This window comes from Gordonia sp. NPDC003424 (genome assembly GCF_053588655.1).
The window spans coordinates 142,394-157,698 of the sequence record NZ_JBSFQJ010000010.1 but is presented as its reverse complement, the minus strand read 5'-3'; the positions used below and the strand labels follow the sequence as shown (position 1 = coordinate 157,698).

At 60.7% G+C, this 15,305-nt stretch carries 13 protein-coding genes; 3 read left to right on the top strand and 10 right to left on the bottom strand.

Annotation, left to right across the window (positions count from 1 at the left end; all coding sequences use genetic code 11):
• Positions 1 to 80: 80 nt before the first annotated feature.
• Positions 81 to 1,604, top strand: coding sequence for a sugar transferase (locus tag ACWDTI_RS16540; RefSeq protein ID WP_449739184.1), 1,524 nt, complete (start codon positions 81 to 83; stop codon positions 1,602 to 1,604).
• Positions 1,605 to 1,655: 51 nt separating this feature from the next.
• Here the strand turns inward: ACWDTI_RS16540 and ACWDTI_RS16535 are convergent, their stop codons facing one another.
• Both ACWDTI_RS16535 and ACWDTI_RS16530 read right to left on the bottom strand, forming a co-directional pair.
• Positions 1,656 to 2,621: a hypothetical protein gene (locus ACWDTI_RS16535; protein WP_449739183.1), complete on the bottom strand. Its 966-nt coding sequence runs from the start codon at positions 2,619 to 2,621 to the stop codon at positions 1,656 to 1,658.
• A gap of 51 nt (positions 2,622 to 2,672) precedes the next feature.
• On the bottom strand, positions 2,673 to 3,767 hold the full coding sequence (locus ACWDTI_RS16530; protein WP_449739182.1) for a class I SAM-dependent methyltransferase: 1,095 nt from the start codon (positions 3,765 to 3,767) through the stop codon (positions 2,673 to 2,675).
• 14 nt (positions 3,768 to 3,781) lie between these two features.
• Here ACWDTI_RS16530 and rfbC point away from each other — a divergent pair, with 14 nt between their 5' ends.
• Complete coding sequence (rfbC, locus tag ACWDTI_RS16525; protein ID WP_449739181.1) at positions 3,782 to 4,336, top strand: dTDP-4-dehydrorhamnose 3,5-epimerase; 555 nt, start codon at positions 3,782 to 3,784, stop codon at positions 4,334 to 4,336.
• Here rfbC and ACWDTI_RS16520 read toward each other — a convergent pair.
• The 7 genes from ACWDTI_RS16520 to ACWDTI_RS16490 form a co-directional block, all read right to left on the bottom strand.
• Complete coding sequence (locus ACWDTI_RS16520; protein ID WP_449739180.1) at positions 4,320 to 5,348, bottom strand: NAD-dependent epimerase/dehydratase family protein; 1,029 nt, start codon at positions 5,346 to 5,348, stop codon at positions 4,320 to 4,322. The genes rfbC and ACWDTI_RS16520 overlap by 17 nt on opposite strands.
• A 2-nt stretch (positions 5,349 to 5,350) precedes the next feature.
• The gene (locus tag ACWDTI_RS16515) at positions 5,351 to 6,001 is read right to left on the bottom strand and encodes a PIG-L deacetylase family protein (RefSeq protein ID WP_449739211.1); all 651 of its coding nucleotides are present in this window, start codon (positions 5,999 to 6,001) and stop codon (positions 5,351 to 5,353) included.
• Positions 5,998 to 6,786 carry a glucose-1-phosphate cytidylyltransferase gene (locus ACWDTI_RS16510; RefSeq protein ID WP_449739179.1) on the bottom strand — a complete coding sequence of 263 codons (789 nt, stop codon included), beginning with the start codon at positions 6,784 to 6,786 and terminating at the stop codon, positions 5,998 to 6,000. Before ACWDTI_RS16510 ends, ACWDTI_RS16515 begins: the two co-directional genes overlap by 4 nt.
• Positions 6,783 to 8,033 carry a methyltransferase domain-containing protein gene (locus ACWDTI_RS16505; RefSeq protein WP_449739210.1) on the bottom strand — a complete coding sequence of 417 codons (1,251 nt, stop codon included), beginning with the start codon at positions 8,031 to 8,033 and terminating at the stop codon, positions 6,783 to 6,785. Before ACWDTI_RS16505 ends, ACWDTI_RS16510 begins: the two co-directional genes overlap by 4 nt.
• A gap of 138 nt (positions 8,034 to 8,171) precedes the next feature.
• On the bottom strand, positions 8,172 to 9,074 hold the full coding sequence (locus ACWDTI_RS16500) for a glycosyltransferase family 2 protein (RefSeq protein WP_449739178.1): 903 nt from the start codon (positions 9,072 to 9,074) through the stop codon (positions 8,172 to 8,174).
• A gap of 92 nt (positions 9,075 to 9,166) precedes the next feature.
• The gene (locus ACWDTI_RS16495) at positions 9,167 to 10,150 is read right to left on the bottom strand and encodes a hypothetical protein (protein WP_449739177.1); all 984 of its coding nucleotides are present in this window, start codon (positions 10,148 to 10,150) and stop codon (positions 9,167 to 9,169) included.
• 235 nt (positions 10,151 to 10,385) lie between these two features.
• Positions 10,386 to 11,834 (bottom strand): oligosaccharide flippase family protein, encoded by a 1,449-nt coding sequence (locus tag ACWDTI_RS16490; RefSeq protein ID WP_449739176.1) that lies wholly within the window; start codon positions 11,832 to 11,834, stop codon positions 10,386 to 10,388.
• 360 nt (positions 11,835 to 12,194) lie between these two features.
• On the opposite strand from ACWDTI_RS16490, the gene ACWDTI_RS16485 reads away from it, so the two are divergent.
• Positions 12,195 to 13,970 carry a glycosyltransferase gene (locus ACWDTI_RS16485; RefSeq protein WP_449739175.1) on the top strand — a complete coding sequence of 592 codons (1,776 nt, stop codon included), beginning with the start codon at positions 12,195 to 12,197 and terminating at the stop codon, positions 13,968 to 13,970.
• On the opposite strand, the gene ACWDTI_RS16480 is transcribed toward ACWDTI_RS16485, so the two are convergent.
• Entirely contained in the window at positions 13,910 to 15,292 is a 1,383-nt protein-coding gene (locus tag ACWDTI_RS16480) for an O-antigen ligase family protein (protein WP_449739174.1), read from the bottom strand. The two genes, ACWDTI_RS16485 and ACWDTI_RS16480, sit on opposite strands and share 61 nt — an antisense overlap.
• Positions 15,293 to 15,305: the final 13 nt, after the last annotated feature.

The following is a 15,305-nucleotide window of genomic DNA, read 5'->3' as shown; positions in this document are numbered from 1 at the left end:
AGGGCTCAATATGCTGGCCGGTGCCATGAACCGGCAGGCGTGGGCGCTGCCGTACAGATTCAGTTTCGACACTTGGGAGCATGCCCGTGGCGGTACGCGGATCATCCGAGCAGGAAGCTTTTTCGTTGCACCGTGTCCCCCCAGGCGATCGGCGCAGACCACTGAGGCTCGCATCGCAGTACGCTGCGCACCCATGGATCCAGCGCTATCTGACCGTCGTCGCCTGGACTGACGCAGCCGTGGTGACTCTGGCAGTATTCCTTGCGCAATTGATCAGATTTGGGTCGGACCCCACTGACCAGCGATTCGGTGCGGGTTCGCCGGTAACACTCGTGTCGATCCTGCTGATCCTGGGTTGGCTCACGGCACTCCGGGTGTATCAAACCTTGGATCGTCGCATCATCGGTGCAGGGACAGAGGAATACAGCCGTGTCGCCACCGCATGCTTCTCAATATTTGGACTGATGGCCATTCTCGTGCTGGCGCTCCACATCGAGGTCTCGCGCGGATACTTTGCGCTGGCCCTGCCACTGGGCACGGTCGGGGTGCTCGTGTCTCGATGGGGATGGCGTCAGAGGCTTACCCGCGCGCGTGCACGGGGCAAACATCTCGAACGAGTTCTTGTCGTGGGTGATCAGCGATCAGCGTCGCACCTTGTCGAGAGGCTTCGGCAAGCCCCCGAATTAGGTTACGAGGTCATTGGGGCGTGTCTGCCGATTGGGTCGGCGGGCCTGCGTGCCACGCAGGGCGACACAATCCCGGTTCTGGGCGACTTCGACGACGTGTCCACGGCGGTGTCCGCTTCGGGTGCCACGACGGTGGCGGTGACCTCAGCGTCTGCATTGGGCCACGAAGCGATGCAAGAACTGTCCTGGGACCTGCAAGGCATGGATGTCGAGATGATGGTGTCGCCCGGAGTCACCGACGTAGCCGGCCCACGGATGATGGTCCGCCCCGTTGCGGGGCTCCCACTCTTGCACATCGACCGACCACGGTTCGAGGGCGCCAACCGCTTCCGGAAGGCGTTCGTCGACCGGGTCGGTTCATCGCTGTTACTTGTCGGGCTGGCACCGGTCCTCATTGCGGTTGCAATCGCGATCAAGATCGATACCCGAGGTCCGGTGTTTTACCGCGCCACCCGAGTCGGCCTCGGTAACAGGGACTTTCAGATGTGGAAATTCCGCTCGATGGTTGTCGATGCTGACAAGCGCAAAGCTGAACTCATCGGAGTGAATGAGGGCTCGGGGCCGATGTTCAAGATGCACGACGACCCACGAGTCACCCGCGTCGGAGCAGTTATCAGGCGGTACAGCCTCGATGAACTGCCCCAGTTATTGAACGTGGTCAACGGCACGATGAGCCTCGTGGGTCCGCGTCCGCCGCTGCCTGAGGAGGTGGAGAAGTACGACGGTCGCGTTGCTCGTCGCATGCTGGTGAAGCCTGGAATGACGGGGCTCTGGCAGGTGTCGGGACGATCGGACCTACCGTGGGAAGAGGCGGTCCGACTAGATCTCTCCTACGTGGAGAACTGGTCAATCATGCAGGATCTGGTGATTTTGTGGCGCACGTTTCGCGCTGTCGTCGGCAAGGACGGCGCGTACTGACCTTCCTCGCGACAAAGACGGCCATCATTCGGGGTGCGTGGCGTTGTCAATTCAGTTCGACGCCGTTGCGTACTTAAGTACTTCCTTACTGACACCTTTGTCGTATGGCGCGATGACGTCGTCCGGAAGCCGAGTGAGGTCGGAGACCCGCATGAAGTCGCGCAAAGATGTGCCCGTGGAGCGTGAGTCGATGTTTCGTGCGCCCCCAAGCTGCTCGACGTCCAGCCGGTGTACCGTTCGGAAATCGACGCTGTACCGAGTACGTCCGGAGCTGTTGGGCACCGACGAGTGCAACTGCGCGCCCGAGAACAGCGTCATCCCGCCCACAGGTGGTATCGGACGGATCTGCGGATCCAACTCGACGGGTTCGAGTGGCTTGGGTTGCACGCGTGTATCCACACCGATTTGATTTGCCGCATTGTGGCGGCTGTCTCGATTCCATAGATAATAGTTATATTGTTCCGAACCATTCTTGACCGGCTGATCAAAATAGCGCGGGTGGAATGCCAATGCGTTCTCGGGGCACACCTCGTAGATCGGCAACCACCAGTTGATCTGCATCATGGGAGCGCTGTACCAGGTGTCCCGATGTGGATGGAACGCGTACGCAATCCCGGTGGTGAGGTAATCATCTGACGTTGATGTCCGCAGCCTGGGGACGTCAAAATATGTTTGATCCGGATCACACCCCTGCTCGGTCAGGATCGATGCCAGGTGTCTTTTTGATTCCGGATGGTGGATGAAACGCGGCTTCAGCTCTGCGAGGATCTGCGCGAATTCCTCTACCGGTAGCTCATATTGTGCGGTCTCAGGGGACCTCCCCGGAAACGCCTCCTCGACAAGCCCCTTAGTGAACGCAACAAAATCTCGCACGGCCTTCGAACCCGTCCGAACGAGCAGGTCGCCTGAATACAGCCGAGCTCGTCGCTCGTCGTCGCGGAGAGAATCGTCAACAAATACATTTGTCATTTGGTCAAGCCTCTGCAGTTGGCCGTAGCCGAGTCGATCGGGCGTCATTTCCGGAATTTCTTAGCACGCTAGTCGGACCAGGCGCGACACGCCAGAGGATCAGTCACCCACCGGCTTGGCACCTTCATCGGTGTCGTCGACAAACCACCTGCCCGCCAACGCCGGGAAGTTGCGGTCGACCTCAGGGTAAAGATCTGGCACCGTGAGCAGGACCCGGTCGGGCATCCGCTCGACAAGCTCGGTCGGCGAGATGATCGGGATGTCCGTTCCCGGCATACGTCGACCCTGTTTACCGGGCGAAGCATCGGCAACGCCGTGCACGAGTGACCTGTCGAGTCCGGCCAAGCAGAAGAGCGACACGGCACGAGACGCCGCGCCGTACGCAAATACCCGGCGGTCGGCGCGCTGCTCCTCCTCGAGCCACAGCCGCAGCTGGTTTACATGGCGGTTGGCGATGCCCTGCAACTCGCCGACCATCGCCGGATCGGTCATACCGGATTCACGCGTAATCAGCGCTCGGACATCGCGTCCGGTATCCGACCCGCCGTGAACTGCGGCGACGAGAATGCTCCCGCCGTAGAGTCCGTATTCCCAAACGGCCACCGGGGTCATTCCCGCTGCCGACAACAGATCCGCCAGAGCAGGCATCGAGTAGTAGGCGAAGTGTCCGTGCCGCAGGGCATTCCACTGGCCTTCCCTGACGATTGTCGCCAGCGAGTGGAACTGGACCAATAGAACGCCGCCCGGAGCCGTTGCTGCGGCCCGGCGCGCGAAGGCGTCACGCTGGTCGGCATCGTGCATGATCCCGAAGCAGTCGAGGACAACGTCGGCAACTTCGGTCTCGATGAACCCGCGTTCCTGGAGTAGCGGAACCCAGGTTCCGCCGTGCGGGCTGCCGAACTCGCGCACGGTGCTACCGCGCAGCCACCCAGCCGCCGCGACGTCGGCGATCGCCTCCCGAGCTTGATCCCGAAGTGCTTGCGGCTCAACGCCGCGCGGCTCGTCGGTCACCGTGTCGTCCTCGGCCAGTTGCGCGAGCCCACACGATGAGCAGAGGTCCATTGCGAGGGGATGGGCGGCTTCGTCAGTACTCACCGGTCGATCGATGGGCGGGAACTGGTCGGCCGGCGGGACGGATCCGAGGTCAAGCACCCGAACGAGGTTGCGACTTTCACACGCCCGGCACGTGCTCATGCGACCATGGCGACGTGCGCATCGAAACCACAGAGTTGGCCGACGTCCTCCTGATGACACCGCAGCCGTTTCGGGACGACCGCGGCTTTTTCACCCGAACGTTTGACGCAGATCTCTTCGACGAATACCTCGACCGTCCCGGCGCTGCCGCCTCGTTCGTGCAGGATTCGCAATCGCGGTCGGGGCAGGGTGTGATCCGCGGGATGCATGGCCGATCTGGTGCGGGCGAGGCGAAACTCGTTCGCTGCGCCCACGGTGCCATACACGACGTCCTCGTTGATATCCGGCCCACCTCGCCGACGTTCGGTTGTCAGCTCGGCGTCGTGCTCGACGACGTCAACTTCCGTCACCTTTACGTCCCACCCGGATTCCTGCATGGATTCCAGGCGATCTCGCCGACAGCGGACACGTGCTACCGCATCGATCGGCCGCACGATCCATCGGAGGATATCGGCGTCAGGTTCGACGATGTCGATCTGTCGATTCCGTGGCCCCAAGAACCGACGGTCGTCTCCGCCCGTGATCGCGCGGCTGGAACATGGGCTGATCTGCTCAGGCATCTGCGGTGATCCATCGCATGGACTGGTCGAGCAGGCCTTCCCGCTGTAGACGCTCAAGGTGACGAAGCCGCGTGAAGCGTTGATCGAAAGCCTCGGCGGTGAGGCCGTTGCCGATGTACTCCTTGTACAACTCCGCCGCGCCCTCAGGAATCGTCCACTGGGCCTCGAAGCCCAATCCTGCTCGTGCGCGGGAGAAGTCGACGCGGTACGAACGCGGGTCAGCTCCACTCTCCCCGGTGATCACAACGGTCGATCCGGGCACCACATCGCCTACCGCATCGGCGATCTCGGCGACGGTGAGATTGTTTCTCTCGGTGCCGATGTTGTAGGCCTGGCAGTGCACATTGTCTCGGGGTGCGGTCAGACAGGTCAGGAAGGCTCGGGCGATGTCTCGGGCGTGTACGAGCGGGCGCCACGGCGTCCCGTCGGAGAGTACCTTCACCTCACCGGACAGCACGGCGTGGCCGACAAGGTTGTTGAGGACAATGTCTGCACGTAGTCGTGGTGAGAATCCGAACGCGGTGGCGTTGCGCAGGAACACAGGTGAGAAGTCCGAATCCGCGATGGCGGCGGTGTCGTCTTCGACCCTGACCTTGCTTTCAGCGTAGGGCGTCAGTGGGCGAAGGGGAGCGTCCTCAGTTACCAGTTCGGCACCGGCCGCTCCGTACACGGAGCAAGTGGACGCGTAGAGGAACCTTCCGACGCCGGCATCCTTCGCCAACCTGGCCAACCGCACCGACGCGTGATGATTGATGCTGTGAGTCACCTCGGGAGCCAACGACCCGAGGGGGTCGTTGGAGAGCGCCGCGAGGTGGATTACCGCATCAAACCCCTCCAGCTGGTCGACGGTGACGTCGCGGAGATCTACTCGTAGCGAAGGTGGCTCGATCGGCGGCGAGCCGAGAACACAGTCGGCGAAGTAGCCGGCGTCAAGACCGGCCACGTCGTGCCCGGCATCCTGAAGGATTGGGACCATTACCGTTCCGAGGTATCCCTGATGCCCTGTCACAAGTACCCGCATCGTCATCGCCTTCCGAAGGAGATCATGGTTTTTTCGGCCACAAAAGCTTCCGCGTATTGATGGTGGCACTGCACGCCGCGTAATCGAGCGAGTCCCAAGAACGCCCTGTCGTCGAACCAATCGTGGTCGACTTGCGACGGGTAGTGCCGGTGCAGCAGTCGAGATTTTTCCTCCGCCACCGCGCCGTCCACAGGATGGTAAACCGTGGGTGTCGGTGTATCTGTCTCCCACTTCAGAATCTCGTACCCCAGGATCAGCTGATCACGAAACTCGGTCGGGACGAGCTCGGCGAGCAGCCGGTGGTCTTGATGCGCGTCGTGTCGTTGGGGCGCGAAGACGAGATCAGGTGCGCACTCCCCACGAAACACATGCAAGGCATCCTTGACGCGCCCCCAGTGATCCGGTGTCCTGCCGTCAGGGAAGTCCAACACAGTCAAACGCAAAGTCGCGCCGGGGCAGAAGGCCGCCAGCGCGGCCTTCTCCTCGAGTTCTCGGTCCGTGTCGGCGCCGGTTAGTACCAGTGCATCAACCGTGAGACCGGGGTGCGCCTGCGCCATCGTCAGAAGCGTCGCGCCCATTCCGATTGCGATGTCGTCGCAGTGCGCACCGAGAACGGCGATGTCGGTGATGTGTCCAATCTCTAGCGACCTCACCGCGTTGACGGGCCTCTCTCCCAGACCGCCCACGGCCTGTCGCCCTTCGCGTATTTCTCGTCGAGTTCGGCCCGCTCCTTGAATGTGTCCGCAGGCTTCCAGAATCCCCCGTACTTGTAGCCGAACAGTCGGCCCTGAGCGGCCAATGCGCCACATACGTCAGCGACGAGATCTCCCCCTTCTGGAAGCAAGTCGAAAATCTCGCGGCGGAGGACGAAGAACCCGCCGTTCTCCCAGATGTTGAGTTCTGAGACCGGCGTGATGAGAGATATCGAACCGTTGTCATCGATGTCTACGCAGTGGAAGGACGACTGTGGTGGAACGATCATCATCGAGGCACCCGCGCCCGAGTCATCGAAGCGCTCGATCATCTCGTCGAGCGGTGCATCGGTGAGAACATCCGCATAGTTGGCAAGGAAAACCTCGTCGTCGCCCAGGAACTGTCGGACCCGGCGTAAGCGTTCGCCGATCGCCGATTCAATTCCCGTGTCAACAAATGTGATCGACCAGTCGCTGATATCGGTCTGCAGCAGTTCGACCTGGCCGTCGCGGATTACGAAATCATTCGACGATGTCTCTCGATACGACAAGAAGAAGTTCTTGATGTGCGAGGCACCATAGCCCAGGCAAAGAATGAAGTCCTTGTGCCCATAATGCGCGTAATACCTCATGACGTGCCAGATCAGTGGTCGCGGACCGACCATCTGCATGGGTTTGGGAACGTCATCGTGCTCGCTGTTCCGCATCCGCATCCCGTAGCCACCGCAAAAGAGGACGACCTTCATTTCACTTCACCCGCCAGTATTTCGGACTTTACGACGTGCAACTCTGGTAACGGATACACGAGTTGTCCACCCCATTCTGAGACAAACGCCAATTGGCGGCTGATCTCCGACTCGAGATTCCATGGCAATACCAGGATCACGTCCGGTCGGTCCCGCTCGATCCTTTCGGGCGCATGGATGGGGATCCGCATGCCTGGTGTGTACCGGCCATGCTTGTACGGGTTGCGGTCGACGGTGTACTCGAGCAAATCCGTTCGGATTCCGCAGTAGTTCAGCAGAGTGTTACCTTTGCCGGGAGCGCCGTAGCCGACCACGCGAGCGCCCTCCGCGCGCCGCGCAAGAAGAAAGCGTAGAAGATCCTGCCGGACCTTCTCGGCACGCGTACGTAGTTCGATGTATCCACTGATGTCGTGCAGCCCGGCCTCTTGTTCGGCGCGCAGCACCTCGACCACCCGATCGCTCGGTGGCCCCGCAACGTCTTCGGGTCTGGCCCAGACGCGGATAGATCCGCCGTGGCTCGCTAGTAATTCGACATCAACCACCTGCAGGCCAGCGGTTGCGAGTGCCCGTGAGGCCGAGAGCACGGTGTAGTACTGAAAATGCTCGTGATAGATGGTGTCGAACTGCCCCAACTGCACAAGATTTTGGGCGTGGTGCACCTCGATGCTCAACCATCCGTCGTCGGCCATCAGGCGGCGCAACCCTGCAGTGAATCCCAGTAAGTCAGGTATATGTGCATATACGTTGTTGGCCACCACCAGGTCGGCTGGGCCATTCTCCGCGCGGACCCTGGCCGCCGTCGCGGGGTTGAGGAACTCGGTCAGGGTCGGAATGCCCTTGTCGCGTGCGGCCTGCCCTACATTCACCGAGGGTTCGATGCCCAGGCTACGAATACCGCGTGCGAGTGCGTGCTGGAGGAGATACCCGTCGTTGCTCGCAACCTCGATCACGAACGAATCCTCGCCCAGTCCGAGTCGATCGGCCGCCCCATCGACGAAGCGTCGCGCATGCTCAACCCAGCTATCGGAGTATGAAGAGAAGTACGCGTACTCCGTGAACGTGTCCTCTGGTGTGATCAGAGCGGGGATCTGGAGCAACAAGCAGTTCGCACAGATACGCAAGTGGAGCGGAAAAGTGGGTTCGGGCTCGTCAAGTTGATCAGCAGTCAAGAACCGCTCGCAGGGCGGCGTGGAACCGAGGTCGAGAACGCTATGCAGGTCATCGGAATCACACAAGCGGCAGCGCATCAGCCATCCCTCCGAAGGGTCGTGGTGCTGTACGGTTTTCGACCCGATGCCCAGCGCAACGTCGGCGCTTGAGTTGGGCACCATCCCGTCACGAGAATAGGCGATTGGTGGCGGTTCCATCTCCGAAGGATGCCAAATTCATCCGATCGTGAGGCCTCGCTGGTTGGCGGCCGATTTGGCCAGTCGAACGAGCTTCGAACTGCGACGCTTGACAACAATCCGTTGTCGCCGAACGAACATACCGGCCACTGCCTTGCGGGCTCGACTCCGCTGTTGTTCGTTCAGATCGTAATCGGGCAGAGCACGTAGGATCTCCCGGCATTGCAGTGTCGTGGCGAAGTGAGCCTGCCACGCGGGCACGTCCAGCTTGCGAGCCAGTTCGGACTGCTTCTCTACCTTCAGGTGTCGTTGGACGAGCACCTCGGGCGTGTGTCCCCACGGTCCGGCCAACGCCATCTTGGTTGCGAATACCTCGTCCTCACGAAGCATGTTGCGGCGCCTGATAACAACTGTGGACGCACGCCTCATCAGCCCGTAAAGGGGGTCGACAAGTGTGGTCTCCTCATTGATCAGTCGCAGCATCTCGGCGAAGCGGGTGATCGGATCATCCGAACGAAGATCGTTGCACTCATAGATGGGAGATTGGGTCGTACCGTTCGGCAGCGTGTACGACACCCCGGACGTCACGAGGATCAAACGCTCATCAGATGCGAACACGGCGAGCGCTCGCGACAGGCAATTCGGTGCAAGTACGTCGTCGTCGCCGATCCATCGGAAAAAGGTGCCCGTCGCCAGACGCATCGTATTCACGTAATTGTTGAAGAGGCCAATATTCGCGTCATTTGAGTGGAAAACAACCCTCTTGTCCTGAGCGGCCAGCTCACGGCACAGATCACCGGTTCCATCCGTGGAAGCGTTGTCGGAAATCACCAATTCAATATTTTCGTGATCTTGTGCGAGAACCGAGCGTACAACGTTTTCGATCCGTTCCACGCCATTACGGACAGGCAGCCCTATCGAGACGCGAATATCGGTGTCCATGGCCGATAGGCTACCCCGCGCAAAGCGGGCATGCATCAAGCCACCGCGCCGAAGACCGAAGCATCAGTCTCCGTTATGAATTCGATCGAAAGCTACACGCGTTCCAGCCAGATTTCCCGCCAGAAGGGAATGAACTCGCGGGGGCAGCTGCCGTGGTAAACGCCCGCGCAAACCACGTTGTCAAGCACGATGCATGGGCTCTTCATCGTCAGTAGCTCGCCAGTTCTCTCGTCGATGCACTTGGTGACGCGTGCTTTGACGCGGGCGGTACTTCCGCAGTATCGAGCCATTTCCTCTTCGAAGCCCATACCGCGGTTGAGGAGATCCTGGTTGAGCGTGGCGACTATCTCCTCCTTGGACTTGATCCGCACCAGCTCACCCGGCTTCAGGTCAAGGTGCGCGGTCGGCGTCTTGCCAACGATTCCTCCCTCGACGAAACCCCAATGCAGTCCGTGACGAAACCGCATCCCTTCGGGTAACACTCTCTTGCTGACATCTTGAACCCTATTGAACAGCACCACTGACAATGCTCTGAGTGATGCGAACGGACGAACGTTTCGAGTTTGCACGTCGGTCACGTATTGACTCAACTGTCGCGATGGCAGGCAGGTTGGCGCGGCCCGAAGCAACTCCGTCGCTTGGCAACGGAATCGCACCTCGCCGTTCGTGCCAGGCGTCCGATGTGTGTTGGTGGAAATCACCGTGAGGTCGAGGTTCCCGCTCGTTGTGGATTCCGAGGCGCTCGCTCTAGCCGGCTTGAGCCAGGCTTCCTTCCAGTAGAACTGGCAAGCAGTTTCGCAGCCGCCGTGCGCCGATCCATCGCAACGCGCTCCAGTGAGGTGAACCGCGCTCTCCATCTTGCGAAGGCCAGTACCGCTGATCGTGTCACATAGTTTGTGGGCAACCTTGTGGACGGTGAGCTGTTGGCCGCAGAACGCCAGCATTTCGGGCATGAAGGGCAAATTGTCGAGCTCGCCCTGCTCGTTGAGAGTAGCAATTATCTCTGCGGCACTTCGGACTTCGACAATGTCGCCGGCGCGAAGGCCCAGGGGCGTAGGGGTCGCTGAAGTACTCACGTGGATGCTCCAATCGGGGATGGAGTTCTCTGAATATATGGGTGTCTACACGGGTTGCAGTGTTGTTGTCTAACGTGACATTTCGGACAAGTCGGGCGGAGCCGGCGCGCGATGCTCCGCCGTTGCCGGGATGCGCTCGATTCGGCACCGTCTCAAGCGCTCGTCCCCGGTGCTGTCGCTAACGAAATATGTTGTCGTGCTTATTAATTGGTTGAGATCGGGTCACGGCGGGGAGTCAACTTTCGCCTTGCGTAACACCTTTCGATGCTTGGCCACGAATGACCTCGATCTGGCGGCGTAGCCAGGGCCACATGATCAAACCGTACGTCGCTACAGCTCCAAATCCGCCGACCAAGAGTTCGGCAACCGGGCTGGTCATCAAGGAACGGGCGGCCAATGCGACTCCGACCGCCGGAAAGGTTGCAACCGTCGGCCACCACGCCGCCCGTATGAGGCTGACGATCCCGGCGCCGGCCGAGCGTAGCGCGACGGCATAGCACGGCATTACGACCACTACCGCGACGACGACGTGAACCCAGCCCGCCCCCACAATTCCGTAGCGCTGTGTCGCAAAGATCATCGCGACAGTAAGGGCGGCTAGCCAGATGGCCTGTACCCAGAGCACGGGCCGAGACCGACCGCGTGCGAGCAAGAACCCTGTGAACAGCTCGAAAATGACACGAATGCTGCCGAACAGTCCCAGCGCGGCAAGCGCGGGTGCAGCCGGCAACCACTTCGGACCGTACACAACCTCGATCAAGGGAGCACTCAGCGCAGCCAAGATTGCACCTATCGGCAGAGCGCCGGCCCAGGCGATCGAAGTGAGCGATGCCAGAGCCGAGGGATCGTCGTCGGCGCGCGAGAAATACGGCAGGGAGATCGCCTTGATTGCGGATGAGAGGGCGCTCGTGGGCCAATTGGAAATGTTGAAGGCAAGTACGTAGTAGCCAAGTGTTGTGGCGCCCGCGACACGTGCGAGCACGACATAGTCGACATTCAGCAAGCCCCACATGAGCAAGGCGGCCCCCGCGACGGGTAGTCCGAACGCAAGCACTGGCCGCACCACGGCCCGATCTATCGAGTACTTCGGCACCTCTCGCGCAACAACGAACTGCATCGTCGATGACACGATCTGACCTGCGACTTTGCCTACTGCCAGGCCGACGACGCCCCACCCGAGGCTGATCAGAAGCAAAGTGACGGCGGTGGACACGACGAAATCGAGGAACAGTACAAGGAATAGCTCACGCTGCTGAAATCGACGCAGGAGCATTGCATACGGGACCACACTGAACCCCGCCAACAGCAGCGTGATTGACAGCACGGCGATTGCGGGAGCAGCTTCGGGACTACCGAGGGTGTTGGCGAGCAGATCGCTGCTCAAGTATGTAATCGTCGCCATGAATGCTCCGCTCATCAGAGCGAGGCTTGCGACAGTCGGGGCGATTCGTTTCGGATCGTCGGTGCGGATGAGATCCGCCGACAATCCCAGATCGGCGAGCGTGATGAGAATGGATTGCACCGTCAGGGCTACGGCATACGCGCCGAATTGCTCTGGTGTCAGGATTCTCGCTAGGGCGATGCCAACGACGAACGTCCCCATCCGCAGTACGACCGTGCCCATAGCGCTCCATGCGGCGCCGTGGGCCAGCCTCGACCCAAGTGTCGGTTCGGTGTCAGCCATGGCTGATACCGAACCGAAATTTGTGCACAGTTGACAAACCTGGCACGCGCCGTTGAGCGAAGGATGCTATCGATGGCACCGCGTATTTATTGAGTTGCCTGTTGGCAAGCCGCATAGCATTCCCTTCCCGATCGCCACAGGTTACCGTGCGGTCGAACGGCTTTGAGATCGGTGACGACTTACCTCGTCAATGCAGCCTTTGTGCATACACTCAGGGAAACAGTCGCCCCGCAGGGGTTCTTGCACGAACGACATGGAATCGGGTGAAATGGGCAGCTCTCGGTCAGTTGCAGCAGCCGCGGTGATCGGGTTCGTCAATACCGTGCCGCCGATGGCAGCGATCGCCGACTTGGACCGCTGATGGCCGAACACAGAAGGTTTGCCCCGGCGAACACCGAATGTGACGTCGCGGTGCTTATAGTCACCTACAACAGCCAGAACGATGTGCTCGACCTCATCGGTGACTTGCGCCGCGAAGCCTCCACTCTTCGGGTGCGCGTTGTGATCGTGGACAACGACTCAACGGACGGGACGGTCGAGATCGTATGTAGCACCGCCGATGATGTCGTTCTGATCAAGAATCCGGCCGGCAATGCAGGGTTTGCGGGCGGAATCAACGAAGGCATTCGCCATGCAGGTCCAGCGACCTACGTCCTCATCCTCAATCCCGATCTTCGCGTCGAAGCCGACGCGATCAGTGAGCTCATCCGCGCCATCGGTGACCATGGGATCGGCGCAGCGGTACCTCGAACTCTGGACGAGGATCGGACGGTGAATCCGTCCCTCCGCAGCGAGCCGAATATTTTGAGGACATTGGGAGAATCTATTTTCGGATCGCGCGTTGCCAGTCGTCCGAAATGGCTGCGAGAGGGCGAATACAATGTGGCAGCTTACGATTCCGCGCATTCCGTTGACTGGGCGACGGGAGCGGCGATATTGCTACGCTCGGATGCGGCAAGCCAAGTCGGCCTGTGGGACGAGCGCTTCTTTCTCTACTCTGAAGAAGTAGATTTTTGCCGCAGACTCCGTGACTGTGGATGGGCAATTCAATACGTTCCTTCGGCCACGGTGGTTCATCGTCGCGGTGGGTCCGGGCTTTCGCCAGAACTCGACACCCTGCTCGCTGTCAACAAGGTGAGGTACATCGAGAAGTGGCATCCTGCCTTCTACGCCCTCGTTTTCCGAGCCGCTGTCCTGCTGGGTGCCAGTGTCCGTGTTCGCAAACGCACGGACCTCGCCATGGTCTTCACGCTTGGCTCTCGGAAGCGGTGGCAGGCCCTACCATCGGCTGTTCCCGCTCGCCGATTCCTCAATCTCGGTTCCGGCGCGGTGATAGTACCCGCCCACAATGAGGAGCGGACCATCCAGGACACTTTGGCGCCACTGAGTAGTGCGGCCGCGCGGGGTGCCATCGAATTGATCGTGGTCGCCAACGGCTGCACCGACCAAACGGTGGCGAGGGCCCGTGAGGTCCCTGGTGTCATCGTCGTCGATCTTGCGGAGGCCTCCAAGCCGGCTGCTCTCAACGCCGGAAACGACCGAGCCTCGTTGTGGCCACGGCTCTACTTGGACGCAGATATCAAGATCACCGAGAGCGCGGTCGCGGACACGTTCAGCGCACTGGGCGTCGGCGATATACGGGCAGCTCGACCGTCAGCGGTGGTCGACACAAAGAAGTCGGACTGGATTGTCCGGCGCTTCTACCGATGTCGAAGTCGAGTGGAATCGTTGAACACCGGACTCTGGGGCGCCGGCGCCTATGCGGTGGATGTAGCCGGAGCGTCGGTCGCTGGTCCATTTCCCCAGTTGACAGCCGACGACCTGTGGATAGACCTGCAGTTCGACAAGAACGAGATTGCGGTGGTCTCGACCGACTCCGTGATCGTGACCGCACCACGGTCAGCGAAGGCGCTCGTCCACACGCTCAAAAGGGTGTATCGCGGCAAACGCGAGTTGAGCGAAGCCAAATCGGCTACGGGAACAGTACGTGACCTGCTCCATTCGATCGCTGGTCCGCAGTCGGCATTGGACGTCTTGACCTATGGCGTCGTGGTAACAATTGCCCGACTCCGGTCTCAGGGCGCACCCCGATCCGCTGCTACCTGGGAGCGGGATGACTCGAGTCGGAGTGAATGAGTCGATTCCGCCGTCCCGGGTGCAGCCCTAGGAGGCCCACAGACTTTTGGGCCAGACCACAGTAGGCCGAACAGGACGAATAACATCATCGCGGCCTGTTGGAAGCTGAACAGATCAAAAGTGAACGTCGAAACCGAGACGCCGACAAAAGCTGCGCCCAGGGCGTAGGTCTGGTCTCTGGCCCGCCGGTTCTCGGCTTGGCTGACACCGACGAAAAGCCCCGCGACACCCGCTGACAGGAGCGCGATAAGCGCGACGATCCCGACGACCCCACCCTGGACGATTGCTTGCAGCCATTGGTTATCCAGCCATCGGAACTCGGGGGGAGGATTACCTCCCAGCCCGATTCCGAGCCACGGATGCTGGTGAAACATCTCCGAGACTGCTGCGTAGTCGTCTGTTCGGGTGGTGATACTGGAGTCAGTGGACGCTCCGAGAATCGAGGCCAACAGCGAGTTCAGGGGGCCGGGATAAACGATTTTGTAGGCCAGGAGTAGCCCCAGCCCGGCAACAGCTGCGGTCGCAAGGAATCGGAGCGACAACGCAAGGCTGTAGACAGCAAGGACCGCGAACAGCACCAGGGCACCCGTCCGCGAAACGGATAGTGGAATGGCCAAGCAGGCCAGCACGGCGGCGACCGCACTCGCCCTGCGCCTCGCTCGGGTCGACGCGTACCGCGTCATATGTAGCGCCAACGGAACGGTGATCGCGGCCAGGACGGCAAACTCGATGGCGTGTTCGGACGTTCCCACCACGCGTACGGAATCGCCCCGCTCGCTCAGCCCTTCGACCGGAAGAATATCGATGAATCCGGGCGGCACGAACGTCGACCTCAAGTCGATCCCGCCGACGCTCTGCAGGATGCCGACGACCATTGCCCACGCCAAACCGATCAAGAGTGCGCCGATGAGGAGCTGCTGCTGCCTGCGAAACCTGACGCGTGTGGTGATATACAAGCCCATCCCGGCGTAGGCGACAGTGACAAAAGCGACTCGTAGCTTGTTGTCCTCTACGTATTCACCGCCAGGAGCAAATGCGCCGGTGAAGAAGGTCAACAGTTGAAGCATGAGGACGATGAGGAGAATCACGGTGCCCGGGTTGAGCCGCGTGTAGTTGTGCCTTTTGTGGATGAAGCCGAGTGCGACCACAACGAACGCGAGGAAGCCCAATAGCCGTGCCGGGGAACCCTGCCCCTTCAATGGGCCAGGCGCAACTGCGATAGCCGGCATCAACGGAATCATCACGCAGAAGACAGCGCCGAGCCACGGAATACCGTCGTCGCGCGCCCTCTCCATGCGGGCGACGGCGACCAGCGAATCCAACGGCCTCGCCACG

What these genes read in the sequence shown, in the direction of transcription:
- ACWDTI_RS16540 (WP_449739184.1), top strand. Translation starts at nt 81, where the DNA reads ATGCCCGTGGCGGTACGCGGATCATCCGAGCAGGAAGCTTTTTCGTTG.
- ACWDTI_RS16535 (WP_449739183.1), bottom strand. Translation starts at nt 2,621, where the DNA reads ATGACGCCCGATCGACTCGGCTACGGCCAACTGCAGAGGCTTGACCAA.
- ACWDTI_RS16530 (WP_449739182.1), bottom strand. Translation starts at nt 3,767, where the DNA reads ATGAGCACGTGCCGGGCGTGTGAAAGTCGCAACCTCGTTCGGGTGCTT.
- ACWDTI_RS16520 (WP_449739180.1), bottom strand. Translation starts at nt 5,348, where the DNA reads ATGCGGGTACTTGTGACAGGGCATCAGGGATACCTCGGAACGGTAATG.
- ACWDTI_RS16510 (WP_449739179.1), bottom strand. Translation starts at nt 6,786, where the DNA reads ATGAAGGTCGTCCTCTTTTGCGGTGGCTACGGGATGCGGATGCGGAAC.
- ACWDTI_RS16505 (WP_449739210.1), bottom strand. Translation starts at nt 8,033, where the DNA reads ATGCGCTGCCGCTTGTGTGATTCCGATGACCTGCATAGCGTTCTCGAC.
- ACWDTI_RS16500 (WP_449739178.1), bottom strand. Translation starts at nt 9,074, where the DNA reads ATGGACACCGATATTCGCGTCTCGATAGGGCTGCCTGTCCGTAATGGC.
- ACWDTI_RS16490 (WP_449739176.1), bottom strand. Translation starts at nt 11,834, where the DNA reads ATGGCTGACACCGAACCGACACTTGGGTCGAGGCTGGCCCACGGCGCC.
- ACWDTI_RS16485 (WP_449739175.1), top strand. Translation starts at nt 12,195, where the DNA reads ATGGCCGAACACAGAAGGTTTGCCCCGGCGAACACCGAATGTGACGTC.